The 16,605-nt window shown below is 70.9% G+C and carries 11 protein-coding genes; 10 read left to right on the top strand and 1 reads right to left on the bottom strand.

Features of this window, described 5'->3' with window-relative positions; genetic code table 11:
• Positions 1-258 precede the first annotated feature (258 nt).
• From leuS to holA, 8 genes are all read left to right on the top strand, one after another.
• Positions 259-3,138, top strand: coding sequence for a leucine--tRNA ligase (leuS, locus tag OG202_RS17160; RefSeq protein WP_328223054.1), 2,880 nt, complete (start codon positions 259-261; stop codon positions 3,136-3,138).
• 182 nt (positions 3,139-3,320) lie between these two features.
• The gene (locus OG202_RS17155; RefSeq protein WP_328223053.1) at positions 3,321-4,136 is read left to right on the top strand and encodes a hypothetical protein; all 816 of its coding nucleotides are present in this window, start codon (positions 3,321-3,323) and stop codon (positions 4,134-4,136) included.
• A gap of 81 nt (positions 4,137-4,217) precedes the next feature.
• The gene (locus OG202_RS17150; protein ID WP_326582840.1) at positions 4,218-5,063 is read left to right on the top strand and encodes a DegV family protein; all 846 of its coding nucleotides are present in this window, start codon (positions 4,218-4,220) and stop codon (positions 5,061-5,063) included.
• Positions 5,064-5,394: 331 nt separating this feature from the next.
• Positions 5,395-6,558, top strand: a complete 1,164-nt coding sequence (locus OG202_RS17145; protein ID WP_442811262.1) for a helix-hairpin-helix domain-containing protein — start codon at positions 5,395-5,397, stop codon at positions 6,556-6,558.
• Between the two features lie 62 nt (positions 6,559-6,620).
• On the top strand, positions 6,621-9,275 hold the full coding sequence (locus OG202_RS17140; RefSeq protein ID WP_443052348.1) for a ComEC/Rec2 family competence protein: 2,655 nt from the start codon (positions 6,621-6,623) through the stop codon (positions 9,273-9,275).
• Positions 9,276-9,279: 4 nt separating this feature from the next.
• A complete protein-coding gene (locus OG202_RS17135; RefSeq protein WP_326582842.1) occupies positions 9,280-10,092 on the top strand; it encodes an arylamine N-acetyltransferase family protein in 813 nt (270 codons plus the stop codon).
• 88 nt (positions 10,093-10,180) lie between these two features.
• Complete coding sequence (locus tag OG202_RS17130) at positions 10,181-10,426, top strand: hypothetical protein (RefSeq protein WP_078595581.1); 246 nt, start codon at positions 10,181-10,183, stop codon at positions 10,424-10,426.
• A 284-nt stretch (positions 10,427-10,710) separates the two neighbouring features.
• The gene (holA, locus tag OG202_RS17125; RefSeq protein ID WP_326582843.1) at positions 10,711-11,697 is read left to right on the top strand and encodes a DNA polymerase III subunit delta; all 987 of its coding nucleotides are present in this window, start codon (positions 10,711-10,713) and stop codon (positions 11,695-11,697) included.
• A gap of 259 nt (positions 11,698-11,956) precedes the next feature.
• Here the strand turns inward: holA and rpsT are convergent, their stop codons facing one another.
• The gene (gene rpsT, locus OG202_RS17120; protein ID WP_326582844.1) at positions 11,957-12,223 is read right to left on the bottom strand and encodes a 30S ribosomal protein S20; all 267 of its coding nucleotides are present in this window, start codon (positions 12,221-12,223) and stop codon (positions 11,957-11,959) included.
• A gap of 273 nt (positions 12,224-12,496) precedes the next feature.
• Here rpsT and lepA point away from each other — a divergent pair, with 273 nt between their 5' ends.
• The gene (gene lepA / locus OG202_RS17115) at positions 12,497-14,365 is read left to right on the top strand and encodes a translation elongation factor 4 (protein ID WP_326582845.1); all 1,869 of its coding nucleotides are present in this window, start codon (positions 12,497-12,499) and stop codon (positions 14,363-14,365) included.
• Positions 14,366-14,665: 300 nt separating this feature from the next.
• Positions 14,666-16,543: an AMP-dependent synthetase/ligase gene (locus tag OG202_RS17110; protein ID WP_327729738.1), complete on the top strand. Its 1,878-nt coding sequence runs from the start codon at positions 14,666-14,668 to the stop codon at positions 16,541-16,543.
• The last annotated feature ends 62 nt before the right edge of the window (positions 16,544-16,605 follow it).

Genomic DNA, 16,605 nt, shown 5'->3' with positions numbered 1-16,605 from the left:
TCCGCCGGTGGTCCGCCGGTCGCGTCTCCGGCGACCCGTCGACGGCCGGGAACCTCGTCGCGACGGCTGCGGGGGCTGCGGTACCCTGAGCCCATGCGTGCCGTACGCCTTCTGCTTAGCGAGCCGCGCTGATCAGTCCCGACCGCCGATGCACGGCCTGGTCGGAATCAGCGCGGCGTCCCCTCCTGTGCGAGGGGATTTTTCGTTTCCTGGACGAACCGCCCGCTGGCAGAGACGATCGATGGAGCCTTGAGGATCATGAGCGAGACGAACCCCGCTGCCACAGGTATGCCGGTGGATGCCGCGCCGTACCGCTACACGGCCGCAGTCGCGGCCGAGATCGAGGCACGCTGGCAGGACTTCTGGGACGCCGAGGGCACCTACGCCGCCCCCAATCAGAGCGGCGACCTGGCGGGCGACCCGGAGCTGGCCGCCCGGCCCAAGAAGTTCATCATGGACATGTTCCCGTACCCGTCCGGTGCGGGCCTGCACGTCGGCCACCCCCTGGGGTACATCGCCACCGACGTCTTCGCCCGCTACCAGCGGATGACCGGGCACAACGTCCTGCACACCCTGGGCTTCGACGCCTTCGGCCTGCCCGCCGAGCAGCACGCCGTGCAGACCGGTGAGCACCCCCGGATCACCACCGAAGCGGCCATCAACAACATGAAGTCCCAGCTGCGCCAGCTGGGCCTGGGTCACGACAAGCGCCGGTCGTTCGCCACGATCGACCCGGACTACTACAAGTGGACCCAGTGGATCTTCCTGCAGATCTTCAACTCCTGGTACGACGACGAGGCGAAGAAGGCCCGCCCGATCGCCGACCTGGTCGCCCAGTTCGAGTCCGGTGAGCGCGCGGTGCCCGGCGGCGGCTCCTGGAGCGCGCTGAGCGCCACCGAACGCGCCGACGTCCTGGGCGGGTACCGCCTGGCGTACGCCTCCGACGCGCCGGTCAACTGGTGTCCCGGCCTGGGCACCGTGCTGGCCAACGAGGAGGTCACCGCCGACGGCCGCTCCGAGCGCGGCAACTTCCCCGTCTTCAAGGCCAAGCTGCGCCAGTGGAACATGCGGATCACCGCGTACGCCGACCGGCTGCTGGACGACCTGAACGAGCTGGACTGGCCCGAGGCCATCAAGCTGCAGCAGCGCAACTGGATCGGCCGCTCCGAGGGGGCCCGCGTCGACTTCCCCGTAGACGGGGAACGCATCACGGTCTTCACCACCCGCCCCGACACCCTGTTCGGCGCGAGCTACATGGTCCTGGCCCCCGAGCACCCGCTGGTCGACAAGTTCACCCCGGACGCCTGGCCCGAGGGCACGCACGACGTGTGGACCGGCGGTCACGCGACCCCGGCCGACGCCGTCACGGCCTACCGCGCGCAGGCCGCCTCCAAGTCGGATGTGGAGCGGCAGGCCGAGGCCAAGGACAAGACCGGTGTCTTCATCGGCTCGTACGCGACCAACCCGGTCAACGGCGAGCGGATCCCGGTCTTCATCGCCGACTACGTCCTGATGGGCTACGGCACCGGCGCGATCATGGCCGTACCCTGCGGCGACCAGCGCGACTTCGAGTTCGCGCGCGCCTTCGAGCTGCCGATCCGCTGCATCGTCGAGCCGACCGACGGCCGTGGCACGGACACCTCCACCTGGGAGGACGCCTTCGGGGCGTACGACGCGAAGATCATCAACTCCACCGGTGAGGGCGTGTCCCTGGACGGCCTGGGCGTCGTCGAGGCCAAGGCGCGCATCATCGAGTGGCTGGAGCGCGAGGGCGTCGGCGAGGGCACGGTCAACTTCCGCCTGCGCGACTGGCTGTTCAGCCGCCAGCGCTACTGGGGCGAGCCGTTCCCCATCGTCTACGACGAGGAGGGCGTCGCCCACGCGCTGCCCGAGTCGATGCTGCCGCTGGAGCTGCCGGAGGTCGAGGACTACTCGCCGCGCACCTTCGAGCCGGACGACGCCGACACCCGGCCCGAGACGCCGCTGTCGCGCAACGAGGACTGGGTCAACGTCACCCTGGACCTGGGCGACGGCCGCGGCCCGCGCCCGTACCGCCGTGAGACCAACACCATGCCCAACTGGGCCGGTTCCTGTTGGTACGAGCTGCGCTACCTGGACCCGCACAACTCCGAGCGGCTGGTCGACCCGGAGATCGAGCGGTACTGGATGGGCCCGCGCGAGGGGCAGCCGCACGGCGGGGTCGACCTGTACGTCGGCGGTGCCGAGCACGCCGTGCTGCACCTGCTGTACGCGCGCTTCTGGTCCAAGGTCCTGTTCGACCTGGGGCACGTCTCGTCGGCCGAGCCGTTCCACAGGCTGTTCAACCAGGGCATGATCCAGGCCTTCGCGTACACCGACTCCCGTGGGGTCTACGTCCCGGCGGCCGAGGTCGAGGAGCAGGACGGCAAGTTCTTCTACCAGGGCCGGCCCGTCAAGCGTGAGTACGGCAAAATGGGCAAGTCCCTGAAGAACGCCGTCACTCCGGACGAGATCTGCGGTGAGTACGGCGCCGACACCCTGCGTCTGTACGAGATGGCGATGGGCCCGCTGGACGTCTCCCGGCCGTGGGACACGCGCGCCGTGGTGGGCCAGTTCCGCCTGCTGCAGCGGCTGTGGCGCAACGTCGTCGACGAGGCCACCGGCGAGGTGACCGTGGTGGACGCCGAGCCCGGCGAGGACACCCTGCGGGCGCTGCACAAGGCCATCGACGGGGTACGGCAGGACCTGGAGGGCATGCGGTTCAACACCGCGATCGCCAAGGTCACCGAGCTGAACAACCACCTGACCAAGGTGGGCGGCCCGGTGTCCCGCTCCGTCGCCGAGGCCCTGGTCCTGCTGGTCGCGCCGCTGGCCCCGCACATCGCCGAGGAACTGTGGCGCAAGCTGGGCCACACCGACTCCGTCGTCCACCGGGACTTCCCCGTCGCCGACCCCGCGTACGCCGTCGACGAGGCCGTCACCTGCGTCGTCCAGATCAAGGGCAAGGTCAAGGCCCGTCTGGAGGTGTCGCCGGCCATCTCCGAGGAGGAGCTGGAGAAGGTGGCCCTGGGTGACGAGAAGGTCGTCGCCGCGCTGGCCGGGGCACCGATCCGGAAGGTGATCGTGCGGGCGCCGAAGCTGGTGAACATCGTCACGTGAGCCGGGCGGCCCGTGGGGTGGCTGTCCGTGGTCGTAGCTGTCCGTAGTCATACGGCTGTCATCGGGTAGCGGCCCGCTGTCGGTGCGCAGGGGTTCGGGGTCGTCCCCTACGGGCAGGTTCCGGGTTCGGATGGAACTCGGGACCTGCCCGTTGCGTTTACCGTTGAAGAGCGCCGCAGCACATGCCGTGCCGGTCGGAGAAGGAGCGCGTCGTGGAAGCCGTCATCGCAGTCGTCGCCCTGTTCTTCGTGCTGTTCGTGGCGCTGAGCGTGTACGCCACGGTGAAGGCGGTCGGCGCGGCCAAACGCGGCGTGGACCGCACGATCACACAGGCCAAGCGGACCGTCGAGGACACCACCCTGCGCGCCCGAAGCCTGGCCCAGCCCGGCCCGGTCGGGCAACTGGCCGATCTGCGGCTGAAATTGCGCACGTCGATGCGGGCCACCGAGGAGGCGTTGCAGGCGGGCGTCGGCGAGGACGAGTCCCTGAAGGAGTCCCTGGCTCTCTTCGCCCAGCTCAGCAAGCACGGCCGGGAGCTGGACGACGAGCTCAAGCGCCTGGAGCCCGAGCCGGACCGTTCCAAGCTGACCCAGCGGCTGCCCGCGCTGCGCGAGCGCACGGAGCGGATCGTCAAGTCCGCCGACTCACTGCGCTGGGCGGCGCACGACCGGGCCCGCAGGTTCGCTGAGGACGACCTGGACACGCTCAGCGCGCAGATCGACGTCGAGGCGGGCGCCCTGCGGCACTGGACGACGGAACCCGCCGCGGTCTGGCCCGAGGCGCCGAAGCCCGAGGCCACCGCCTCCACCGGGCAGACCTGGCAGGAGACTCCCGGGTCCCGCGGCGCGGAGTCCCGTAGCGGTGAGCCCCGTAGCGCGGAGTCCCGTGGTGGTGAGCCCCGTGGTGGTGAGGAGCCGCCCAAGCCCGCGATCACCCCGCCGAGCGCGCGGCCGACGTATCCGTGGCAGAAGAAGGCCCGCCCGGAGAGCACCACTTGAGCCGATCGCCTCGGCCTGTCCGGTCGCAGGTGAGAGGGGCCGGGCTGCCGTCGGCGGGGCTTGGCGGGTAACCTCCAGCTCATGTCCCGCCATGTCGCGATCGTCACCGATTCAACGGCCTACCTGCCGCCGCCGGCGATGGAGCGTCACGGCATCATCGCGGTGCCGTTGACCGTGGTCCTCGGCGACCAGGCGCTCGAAGAAGGTACCGAGATCTCGGCGCGCTCCCTGGCCCAGGCGCTGCAGAAACGACGGTCCGTCACCACCTCCCGCCCCAGCCCCGAGCTGTTCGCGGAGACCTACCGCAGGGTCGCGGAGGCGGGCGCCACGGGCATCGTCTCCCTCCACCTGTCCGCCGAGTTCTCGGGTACGTACGACGCGGCAGTGCTCGCGGCGCGCGAGGCACCCGTGCCGGTGCGCGTGGTGGACACCGGCATGGTCGCGATGGCCCTCGGGTTCTGCGCGCTGGCCGCCGCCGAGTCGACGGAGGCGGGCGGCACGGTGGACGAGGCCGTCACGGCCGCCGAGAAGCGGGCCGCGGGGACGTCCGCCTTCTTCTACGTCGACACCCTGGACTATCTCCGCCGGGGTGGACGGATCGGCGCGGCACAGGCCCTGTTCGGTTCCGCGCTGGCGGTCAAGCCGCTGCTGCAGCTGGACGGCGGCCGTATCGAGATGCTGGAGAAGGTCCGTACGGCGTCCAAGGCGATCGCCCGCCTGGAGGAGATCGTCGCCGAACGGGCGGGTGGTGCGCCGGTCGACATCGCCGTCCACCATCTCGCCGCGCCCGAGCGGGCCTCGGCGCTCGCCGAACGGCTGCGGGACCGGGTGCCCGGGCTGGTCGATCTGCACGTGAGTGAGGTCGGGGCGGTGATCGGGGCGCACACGGGGCCTGGGTTGTTGGGAGTGGTGGTCTCACCTCGGTGAGTCGGCGTACGTGGCTTCTTTGTCGCTCGTGTGGGTGACGGAGTTATCCACAACTGGGTAGTAATCCACGGAATTTGAGCAAGATCATCGCGAGTGGGTGGGCTTGCCCGATCCTCGTCGCATGGCACTTCGATCACGTTCACGTACTGCGACAGTCACCAGTGGCCCAGGTCGGGGCCCGTCCTCCGACGGGCGCGCCCGACACCGGCCCCGGCAGCCTCGGGAGCCCGGGCAGCCCAGGGGCAGGGCCGGCCGCCGTCAGGCTTCCGCGGAGGCGCTCCGCCTGCGCGCGGAGGCGCTGTTCCCCGAAAGGGCCGGTGAGCCCCGGGAGTTGGGGCACGGGCCGCCGGGAGTGTCCAGGGCGAGGACGGCGAGCGGGGGCGGCCGGCCCCGCCCTTCGGCTGCCGAGAGGGCTGTGGGCGCAGGTGCACCGGCTGGCGACGATCCCCGCGGGGGTGCTCACGGGCGTGCTGCGGGTGGGCGAGGTCTCGACGGTGGAGGAGCTGTCGGCAGCCGCGCCGACGTCCACGACGTTCCCTCCTGGGCCGCTGGCACCGACAGGGCCGGATTCGGTCGTGAGGCCGATCGCAGGGCCGGATCCGGTCGTGAGGCCGACGAGGGAGCAGAGCCTGGTCGTGAGGCCGACGAGGGAGCAGAGCCTGGTCGTGAGGCCGATGACGGAGTAGCGCCTGGTCGTGAGGCCGACGACGGTTCTGTCGGTGGCGATGCGCGGGGTGCGTGGCGGGAGCGGGTGGGGCCGGCTGTGCGGGAGCGGCTGCCATTGTGGTTGCAGGTGCGGTGCGGCATGGAGCGGAAGAGCGTGGTCGCGCTGAGCGTGGTGCTGGTCGTCGCGGCGGTGTTCGCGGCACAGCACTTCTGGGCAGGCCGGACCCAGCAGGTCAGTGCGCCGGAGGTGGTGCGGGCGGTGGCCCCGGGGGCTTCGGAGGCCGCGGGGGGCCCGGCGGGGTCGTTCGGCGAGCCCGGGGGTGGCGGTGCGGCGGCGGTCTCGGGGGCACCGGCCGGTGCGTCGGCTCCCACGGCCGGCCCCTCGATCGTGGTGGACGTCAGCGGGAAGGTGCGCAGACCGGGGATCCGACGGCTGCCGGCAGGTTCCCGGGTCGCCGACGCGCTGCGGGCGGCGGGCGGTGTGCGGCCGGGTGCCGACACCGACGGGCTCAACCGCGCCCGCCTGCTCGTGGACGGCGAACAGGTCCTGGTCGGCAGTCCGGCGCAGGTGCCCGGACCGGGTGCGGTGCCGGGTGCGGCCGGGACCGGCGGGGCCGTCACCGGAGCGGCGCCCTCGGCTCCCGTCTCCCTCAACACGGCCGGCGCCGACCAGTTGGACACACTGCCCGGCGTCGGCCCCGTCCTCGCCCAGCACATCATCGACTACCGCACTCAGCACGGCGGCTTCCGCTCGGTCGACGAGCTGCGTGAGGTGAACGGGATCGGCGACCGCCGTTTCGCCGACCTGCGGAACCTCGTACGGCCATGAAGGCGACGGAAGAGAGGGCGTCTGGGTCGGCCGGTGCGCGGGTCGCCCCGCCGCGGCCCGCCGTGCACGCGGCCTCCGGCACCCGGCTCGGCGATGCGCACCCCAGGCAGGAGGGGCCGACGGATCTGCGTCTCGTGCCACCCGCGCTGGCCGCGTGGGGGACGGCGGCGCTGACGGTGGACGCCTCGCCCGGGTGGGTCACGGGTGTGGTCGTGTTCTGCGCGGTCGTGGGGGCGGCCCTGCTCGTCACTTGGCAGGGGCAGGAGGGGCAGGAGGGGCAGGAGGGGCAGGAGGGGCAGGAGGGGCAGGAGGGGCAGGAGGGGCAGCAAGGGCAGCAGGGGCAGCCGGGGCGACGAGGGCGACGGGGGCGACAGGGGCACGGGCGAGGTCGGGTACGGCGTGGGGCGGGGGCCTGGACCCAGGTGTCCGTCGCGGCAGTGCTGCTGTGCGCGGGCGCGGCCGCCGCCTCCGCCGGGCTGCACGGGGCGGATCTGAGGCGAGGGCCAATCCCCGAACTGGCCGAGCGGTACGCCCGCGTGAACGCGGAGGTCGAGCTCACCGCCGACCCGCGGCTCACCCGCCCTCGGATCAAGGGCAACCACGTGGCCCCGGCCGCTGTGCTCCTCCAGGCCGAGGTGCGACGTGTGCGGAGCCCGGACGGGACGGTCGTGGACACGCGGACACCGGTGTTGGTGATCGTCGACGCGGAGAGGAGGTCGTACGCCGACACCGGCAGGGCTGGGGGCGATGGCGGAGGCGCCGATGAGGGACGCGGTTCCGGTGGTCGTTCGTCGTGGCTGGCCCTTTTGCCGTCCACGCGGGTGCGGGTGGTGGCGCAGGTGGTGCCGGCCATGGTCGGCGGAGACCGGGTGGCGGCCGTGTTGCGGGTGCGGGGCGGTGGGGCGCCGGTGGTGGTGGAGGACGCGAGCGCGGTGCAGCGGCTCGCGGGGCGGCTGCGCGCGGGGCTGCGGGAGGCGACCGACGGGCTGGACGCGGACGCGCGGGCGTTGTTGCCGGGCTTCGTCGTCGGTGACACCTCGCGGGTCACGGCCGAGTTGGACGAGGCGTTCAAGGCGACCGACCTCACTCATCTCCTCGCCGTCAGTGGCGCGAACTTCACGATCCTGTTGGCCCTGTTCATCGGCCCGCCCGGGTTGGCTCAGCGGGCCGAGCGGAAGGGGCTCGCACCCCGGCTCGGGATTCCGTTGCGGGCGACCGCGCTGACCGGTGGTGCGCTGACGCTCGGCTTCGCGATCGTGTGCCGGCCGGACCCGAGCGTGGTGCGGGCCGCGGCCTGCGGTTCGATCGCGCTGCTGGCCATCGCGACAGGGCGCCGCAGGTCCCTCATCCCCGCGCTGGCGACGGCGGTTCTGCTACTGGTGCTCTATGACCCCTGGCTGGCCCGCAGCTACGGCTTCCTGCTGTCCGTCCTCGCGACCGGGGCTCTGCTCACCCTCGCTCCGCGCTGGAGTGCGGCGCTCCAGCGGCGCCGGGTCCCGCCGCGGCCGGCCGAGGCGCTGGCGGCGGCGGGAGCGGCGCAGGCGGTGTGCGCGCCGGTCGTCGCCGTGCTCTCGGCCAAGGTGAGCCTGGTCGCGGTGCCGTGCAATCTGCTGGCGGAGTTCGCGGTGGCTCCGGCCACGGTGTTCGGGTTCGCCACGCTGGCGGCGGCCCCGGTGGCGATGCCCGTGGCCGAGTACCTTGCCTGGTGCGCGAGTTGGCCCGTCGGCTGGATCGCGGACATCGCCCGCGCCGGGGCGTCGCTGCCCGGCGCGGGAGTGGACTGGCCGGGCAGCTGGACCGGCGCGCTGCTGCTCGTCCTGGTCACCGTGGTCGTCGTCCTCGTCGGGCGGCGGCTCGTGAGCCATCCATGGCTGGTGGGGGCCTGCCTGATGGCTTTTCTGCTGGTCGTGGTGCAGCCACCACCGCTGACCAGGGTGATCACCGGGTGGCCGCCGCCGGGGTGGCGCTTCGTGATGTGCGATGTGGGCCAAGGGGACGCGACCGTCCTCGCGGCCGGCGACGGTGCCGGGGTGGTCGTGGACGCGGGTCCCGATCCGTTGCTGGTCGACCGCTGTCTGATGACACTCGGCATCACCAGGATCCCCCTGGTCGTGCTCACCCACTTTCACGCCGACCATGTGGTGGGGCTGCCCGGAGTACTGCGGGGGCGTTCGGTCGGGGCGATCGCGGCGACGGGGTTCGAGGAGCCCGTGGACCAGGCCGAGTTCGTGCGCAGGGAGGCCGCGGCGCGGGGGATTCCGCTGACGCGGGCCGTGGCCGGGGAGGAGCGGCGCTCGGGGAGCCTCACGTGGCGGGTGCTGTGGCCACCGGCCGACGGGGGCGCACCGGACGGGCCGAACGACGCCAGCGTGACCATGCTCGTCCGCTCGGCCGGGCTGACCCTGCTGCTCCTCGGCGACCTGGAACCACCCGGCCAGCGGGAACTCGCGAGATCCCCGGAGGCCGCGGCCCTGGCAGCCGTGGACGTGGTGAAGGTCGCCCATCATGGTTCGGCCTACCAGGACCCGGGCCTGATACGGGCGATGGCCCCGCGGCTGGCGCTCATCTCGGTGGGCGCGGACAACCCGTACGGCCACCCCGCCCCCAGTACGGTCGCGGCGCTGCGAGCCGGAGGCGCCACGGTGCTGCGTACGGACGAGGACGGCGCGGTCGGGGTCGCCGGTACGGCGAAGGAGTTGCTCGTGGCGAGAGACTGAGGTCATGGATACCGCAGAGCTTGACGCCTACCTTCGCCGTCTCGGGGCCGAGCAGCCGGCCTGGCCCACTCTCGACGTACTGCGTGAGCTGCACCTGCGCCATCTGCGGACGGTGCCGTTCGAGAACCTGTCGATCCACCTCGGAGAGGAGATCGTCCTGGACGAGAAGCGGCTGCTGGACAAGGTGGTGGGGGAGCGCAGGGGCGGCTTCTGCTTCGAACTGAACGGGTTGTTCGGGGCGTTGCTCGACGCGCTCGGGTTCGACGTGACGCTGCTCGCGGCGCGCGTGTACGGAGAGGAGGGGCGGCTCGGCATCCCGTACGACCATCTCGCGCTGCGGGTGCGGACGGTGGACGGGGGCGACTGGCTGGCCGATGTCGGGTTCGGGGCGAACAGCCACTACCCGCTGGAGTTCGGGGATCGGGGGGAGCAGGAGGATCCGGCCGGAATGTTCCGGGTGGCCGAGGCGGACCGGGAGAGCGGGGGCCGGGAGTTCGGGGACCTGGACGTGTTCCGGAACGGAGAACCCCAGTACCGGCTGGAGGCGCGGCCGAGAGTGCTCGGGGACTTCGTGGCCGGGGCCTGGTGGCACAGCACGTCACCGGCTTCCCACTTCACCCAGTCCCTCGTCTGTTCCCGGGTCGCCGAGGACGGCGGCCGCATCACCCTCAGCGGGCGCACCCTCACGGTCACCTCGGCGGAGGGCGACCGGGAGGTGACCGAGCTGACGACGGACGGGGAGGTGCTGGCGGCGTACCGGGAGCGATTCGGGATGGAGTTGGGGAGGGTGCCGGAAGTGGGGGAGGGGCGCGGGTAGGGGACGTCGGGGCTGGGCTGGGGCTGGGGAGGGGGGGAGGGAAGGGGGAGGGGGAAATAGCGGGGGGTGCGTGCCGGAAAATGGGGGCGTGAGTGATGTGAGACATGTGCTGGTGCTGCCCGATCGTGACGCGGCGGAGGCGGCGGCGGAGGCGCTCGGGGAGCGGTTCGGGCTGGACGAGGAGCCGCAGCTGGTGCGGGACGCGTTGGCCGGGGAGGACGATGCCGAGGACGCCCAGTGGTTGTTGGTGCTGCGGGACGAGCGCGGGCGGCTGGACCCGGTGGCGTTGGACGAGTTCGCGGGGGAGTGGGAGGGGTGGCGGGAGGAGCCGTAGGGGGCGCCCGGTCCGGGACCTTCGCGTGCCCAGGGGCGGGGCGGGGCGGGGCGGGGTGGGGTGGGCCGGGTCCGCTGCTGGGGCCGCTGTGCCCACCGGTACGGCCCGCTGCCACCCCTGCCTGTAGCTGGGGCTGGGAGGCCGTGGGGGCGGGGGCCTCGTTGGTTCGTGGTGATGCCGCGCCACCTGTACCGCCCCGGCGGCACGACTTCCCGTAGCCGGGGCGGAGTGAGGCCGCTGGAGCGAGGGCTTCGTTGTCGGTGGGCCGTGGGATGCTGTGGGGGATGGCCAAGAAGACTGCGAATGATGATCCTCTCGCCCCCGTGACGCTGGCCGTGGGGCAGGAGGAGTTGCTGCTCGACCGGGCTGTGCAGGTGGTGGTGGCCGCGGCGAAGGCCGCGGACGCCGACACGGACGTACGGGATCTGTCCTCGGACCAGTTGCAGCCGGGCACGCTCGCCGAGCTGACGAGTCCGTCGCTCTTCGCGGAGCGGAAGGTCGTGGTCGTGCGCAATGCCCACGATCTGTCGGCCGACACGGTCAAGGACGTGAAGGCGTATCTGGGGGCTCCCGCCGAGGAGATCACCCTGGTGCTGTTGCACGCGGGCGGGGCCAAGGGCAAGGGGCTCCTGGACGCGGCGCGCAAGGTGGGGGCGCGGGAGGTGGCGTGCCCCAAGATGACGAAGCCGGGGGATCGGCTGGCGTTCGTGCGGGGGGAGTTCCGGACGCTCGGGCGCTCCGCCACCCCTGAGGCGTGCCAGGCGCTCGTCGACGCGATCGGGAGTGATCTGCGGGAGCTGGCGGCCGCGGCGTCGCAGCTGGTCGCGGATGTCGAGGGGACGATCGACCAGGCCGTGGTCGGGCGGTACTACACCGGGCGGGCCGAGGCGTCGAGCTTCGAGGTGGCCGATCGGGCCGTCGAGGGGCGGGCCGCGGAGGCGCTGGAGGCGCTGCGGTGGTCGCTGGCGACGGGGGTGGCGCCGGTGTTGATCACCAGTGCGTTGGCCCAGGGGGTGCGGGCGATCGGGAAGCTGTCGTCGGCGCGGGGTGGGCGGCCGGGGGATCTCGCGCGGGAGTTGGGAATGCCGCCGTGGAAGATCGATCGGGTGCGGCAGCAGATGCGGGGGTGGACGCCGGACGGGGTAGCCGTCGCGTTGCGGGCGGTGGCTGAGGCGGATGCGGGCGTGAAGGGTGGCGGGGATGATCCCGCGTACGCCTTGGAGAAGGCGGTCGTGACGATCGCGCGGGCGGCTCGGTCGCGTCGGGGGTGACGTTTTCGCCCCTGTCGCCCTCGCCCGTCCTCTCCCGTGCGGGAGTGTTGGGGCTGGTCTCGTAGCTGCCCGCACCCCGGAAAAGCCAAGAGCCCCGTCCCCACCCCGGGGAAGGGGCGGTGGCGGGGCCTTGGTGCGAGCTTGTGGACCCATACCCGCGTGGCGAACGCAGGCCGCGTACGGGTCCGGGGTGCCGGGTGGGAGCGGATGAGAGAGGGCCCGCTCTGGGTCCAGCCGGCGATCAGATCAAAGGTGGAGCTCAGCCCTTGAGGGCAGCGACCTTGGAAGCAAGCGCCGACTTCTTGTTGGCGGCCTGGTTCTTGTGGATGACGCCCTTCGAGACGGCCTTGTCGAGCTGACGCGCGGCAGCGCGCTGGTACTCGGTGGCCTTCTCGGCGTCACCCGCGGCAGCGGCCTCACGGGCCTTGCGGATCGCGGTCTTGAGCGACGACTTGACGGCCTTGTTGCGAAGGCGCGCCTTCTCGTTGGTCTTGTTCCGCTTGATCTGGGACTTGATGTTCGCCACGAATGAGCCTTTTCAGCTACAGGTGCACGAAGCCATGGAGGTCATGCAGGACACGCCGCGCATGCCTCGGGCACCGTTTGATTTTCCAGGGATGTGTCTCCTGCTGAGAGGGCATGAGACACAGCCGCCCACGCTACCAGCAGCCCATGGTCCGGCCCAAACCGGTCGCCGCTCTCCACCCGTGGGACCATGGTGCCTACGTATAGACCCGCTAGATCCGATCCGACCCGAGACCGCAGACGGCTGCGGACGCCTCAAGAATCAGGACCCTGCGTGCCCGCGATCCCTAGCCATGTGCCCGAGCCGAGCCGTACCGACCCGGCTCTGATCCGCAACTTCTGCATCATCGCGCACATCGACCACGGCAAGTCCACGCTCGCCGACCGGATGCTTCAGCTGACCGGTGTGGTCGAGCAGCGGCAGATGCGTGCTCAGTACCTCGACCGCATGGACATCGAGCGTGAGCGCGGAATCACGATCAAGTCCCAGGCGGTGCGTCTGCCCTGGGCGCCGACCGACGATCCGGGCCACACGCACATCCTCAACATGATCGACACCCCCGGGCACGTCGACTTCACGTACGAGGTGTCGCGGTCGCTGGCGGCCTGTGAGGGGACCGTCCTCCTCGTCGACGCGGCCCAGGGCATCGAGGCCCAGACCCTCGCCAACCTCTACCTGGCGATGGAGAACGACCTCAAGATCATCCCCGTACTGAACAAGATCGACCTGCCGGCCGCCCAGCCGGAGAAGTTCTCCGAGGAGCTGGCCAACCTCATCGGCTGCGACCCCGAGGACGTGCTCAAGGTCTCGGCCAAGACCGGGCTGGGCGTCGAGGCGCTGCTGGACCGGGTCGTCGCCGAGGTCCCCGCCCCGGTCGGTGTCCAGGACGCCCCCGCGCGCGCCATGATCTTCGACTCGGTGTACGACTCCTATCGCGGTGTCGTGACGTACGTCCGTGTCATCGACGGTCAGCTCAACAAGCGCGAGCGGATTCGCATGATGTCCACCGGCGCGACCCACGAGCTGCTGGAGATCGGCGTCTCGGCCCCCGAGATGAAGGCGGCCGACGGTCTCGGTGTCGGTGAGGTCGGCTATCTGATCACCGGTGTGAAGGACGTGCGCCAGTCCAAGGTCGGTGACACGATCACCACCCTGCACAAGGGGGCCACCGAGGCGCTCGGCGGCTACAAGGACCCGAAGCCGATGGTCTTCTCGGGCCTGTATCCGCTGGACGGCTCCGACTACCCCGAGTTGCGCGACGCCCTCGACAAGCTCCAGCTCAACGATGCCGCGCTGGTGTACGAGCCGGAGACCTCGGCGGCACTGGGCTTCGGTTTCCGTGTCGGTTTCCTCGGGCTGCTGCACCTCGATGTGATCCGTGAGCGGCTGGAGCGCGAGTTCGGGCTCGATCTGATCGCGACCGCGCCCAACGTGGTCTACCGCGTGGTCATGGAGGACGGCGCCGAGCACACGGTCACCAACCCGAGCGAGTTCCCCGAGGGGAAGATCGACAACGTGTACGAGCCCGTCGTACGCGCCACGATCCTCGCGCCCTCCGAGTTCATCGGGTCGATCATGGAGTTGTGCCAGACCCGGCGCGGCACCCTGCTCGGCATGGACTACCTCTCCGAGGACCGGGTCGAGATCCGCTACACGCTCCCGCTGGCGGAGATCGTCTTCGACTTCTTCGACCAGCTGAAGTCGAAGACGCGCGGTTACGCGTCGCTGGACTACGAGCCCACCGGCGAGCAGAGCTCCAGCCTGGTCAAGGTCGACATCCTGCTGCACGGCGACAAGGTGGACGCCTTCTCGGCGGTCACGCACAAGGACGCGGCGTACGCGTACGGGGTGCGGCTCGTCGCCAAGCTGCGCGAGCTGATCCCGCGGCAGGCCTTCGAGGTGCCCATCCAGGCCGCCATCGGGTCGCGTGTCATCGCCCGCGAGACCATCCGTGCCATCCGCAAGGACGTCCTCGCCAAGTGCTACGGCGGTGACATCTCCCGGAAGCGGAAGCTGCTGGAGAAGCAGAAGGAAGGCAAGAAGCGGATGAAGATGGTGGGCTCTGTGGAGGTTCCGCAGGAGGCCTTCATCGCCGTTCTGTCCAGTGACGACAGTGCCGGCGGGGGCAAGGGCAAGAAGTAGCCAATGGCGACTGGCGGTCGCCGATTGTGGGGTAGCCACTGTTACCCCCGGAAACTCGGGCAGAATGCGGGCCCGTCGCGTTTCGGCGCGGCGGGCCCGCGGGTCTTCCGGGATACGTGGGTGCGTGTTCGTACGGTCGTTCTCGGTGGAAAGTGACTGCCCGCCGCCCCTTACCAACCGGCCGACCTCGCTCTACCCTGATCACCACTCGATGGTTACTCGCGAGTTAAACAACAGCCGCTTTGAGCCAGCCGCACAGTCCGTGAGCCAGCTGTACTGTCGCGTGCCCCGGAGGATGTCGTGAGCGACACACAGACCCTGATCGAGAACCGTCCGCCCTCGGTGGCGGCCCTCTTCCTCGAGCGCGTGGCGGCCACGCCCGACGGCGAGGCCTACCGGTACCCGGTGCCACCGGCCTCCGGGGAGGGGCCCTCCGACTGGAAGTCGCTGAGCTGGGCACAGTCGGCCGAACGGGTCTACGCCGTCGCGGCCGGACTGATCGAGCTGGGCGTGCAGCCGGAGCAGCGGGTCGCCCTCGCCTCGTCGACGCGCATCGAGTGGATCCTCGCCGACCTCGGCATCATGTGCGCGGGTGCCGCCACCACGACCGTCTATCCGCAGACCAACGCCGAGGAGTCCGCGTACATCCTCTCGGACTCCTCCAGCCGGGTCCTCATCGCCGAGGATGCGGCACAGCTCGCCAAGGCCCGGGAGAAGAAGGCCGAGCTGCCCGAGCTGACGCACGTCGTCGTCATCGACACCGAGGGCGCGGACCTGTCGGAGGACTGGGTCCTCTCCCTGGCCGAGCTGGAGAAGCGCGGCGCCGCTTACCTGGAGAAGAAGCCCGACCTGATCACGGAGAAGGTCGGCGCGATCACCAAGGACCAGCTCGCCACGCTGATCTACACCTCCGGCACCACCGGGCGCCCCAAGGGGGTCCGGCTGCCGCACGACAACTGGGCGTACATGGCGAAGGCGATCGCCGCGACCGGGCTGGTCAGTGCCGAGGACGTGCAGTACCTGTGGCTGCCGCTCGCGCACGTGTTCGGCAAGGTGCTCACCAGCGGTCAGATCGAGGTCGGGCACGTCACCGCCGTCGACGGCCGGATCGACAAGATCATCGAGAACCTTCCGGTGGTGCAGCCGACGTACATGGCGGCCGTGCCCCGCATCTTCGAGAAGGTCTACAACGGCGTCGTCGCCAAGGCCCGCGCGGGCGGCCCGGCCAAGTACAAGATCTTCCAGTGGGCGGCCGGTGTCTCCCGCGAGTACGCCAAGGCCAGCCAGGACAACTTCCGCCGCACCGGCACTGCCTCGGTGCCGTTCGCGCTCGGCGCGAAGCACAAGGTCGCCGACGCGCTGGTGTACGCCAAGCTCCGCGAGGCGTTCGGCGGCCGGCTGCGGGCGTGTGTCTCCGGGTCGGTCGCGCTGGCGCCGGAGATCGGGTTCTTCTTCGCCGGTGCCGGCATCCACATCCTGGAGGGCTATGGCCTCACGGAGACCTCGGCCGCGTCCTTCGTGAACCCCGGCGAGGCGTACCGCACCGGCACGGTCGGCAAGCCGCTGCCCGGCTGCGAGGTGCGGATCGCGGACGACGGCGAGATCCTGCTGCGCGGGCCCGGTGTGATGGAGGGGTACCACGGCCTGCCGGAGAAGACGGCGGAGGTGCTGGAGGCCGACGGATGGTTCCACACCGGTGACATCGGGGAGCTGTCGCCCGACGGGTACCTGCGGATCACCGACCGGAAGAAGGACCTGTTCAAGACGTCCGGCGGCAAGTACATCGCGCCGACCGAGATCGAGGGGCAGTTCAAGGCGCTGTGCCCGTTCACGTCCAACGTCATGGTGATCGGCGCGGACCGTAACTTCTGCACCGCGCTCATCGCCCTCGACGAGCTGTCCATCCAGGGGTGGGCCGCGGAGAACGGGCTGGCGGGGAAGTCGTACGAGGAGGTCATCTCGGCGCCGGCGACGGTGGAGATGATCGAGGGGCACATCGCGCAGCTGAACGCGGGGTTGCAGCGGTGGCAGACGATCAAGAAGTTCCGGTTGCTGCCGCGGGATCTCGATGTCGAGCACGGTGAGCTGACGCCGAGCCTGAAGCTGAAGCGGCCGGTGGTGGAGAAGGAGTACCAGCACCTCATCGACGACATGTACGCCGGGGCGCGCGAGGCGTAGCACTCCGCTGGAGAGCCGGGGAACTGCGGGCCGTCCGTCAGGGGCGGGTTCGTTGTGGCGTG

Origin of the sequence: Streptomyces sp. NBC_00310 (assembly GCF_036208085.1) — a bacterium.
In the GTDB taxonomy this organism is placed as follows: domain Bacteria; phylum Actinomycetota; class Actinomycetes; order Streptomycetales; family Streptomycetaceae; genus Streptomyces.
The sequence above is the reverse complement of the archived record's forward strand: the minus strand, read 5'-3'. Positions and strand labels throughout refer to the sequence as shown.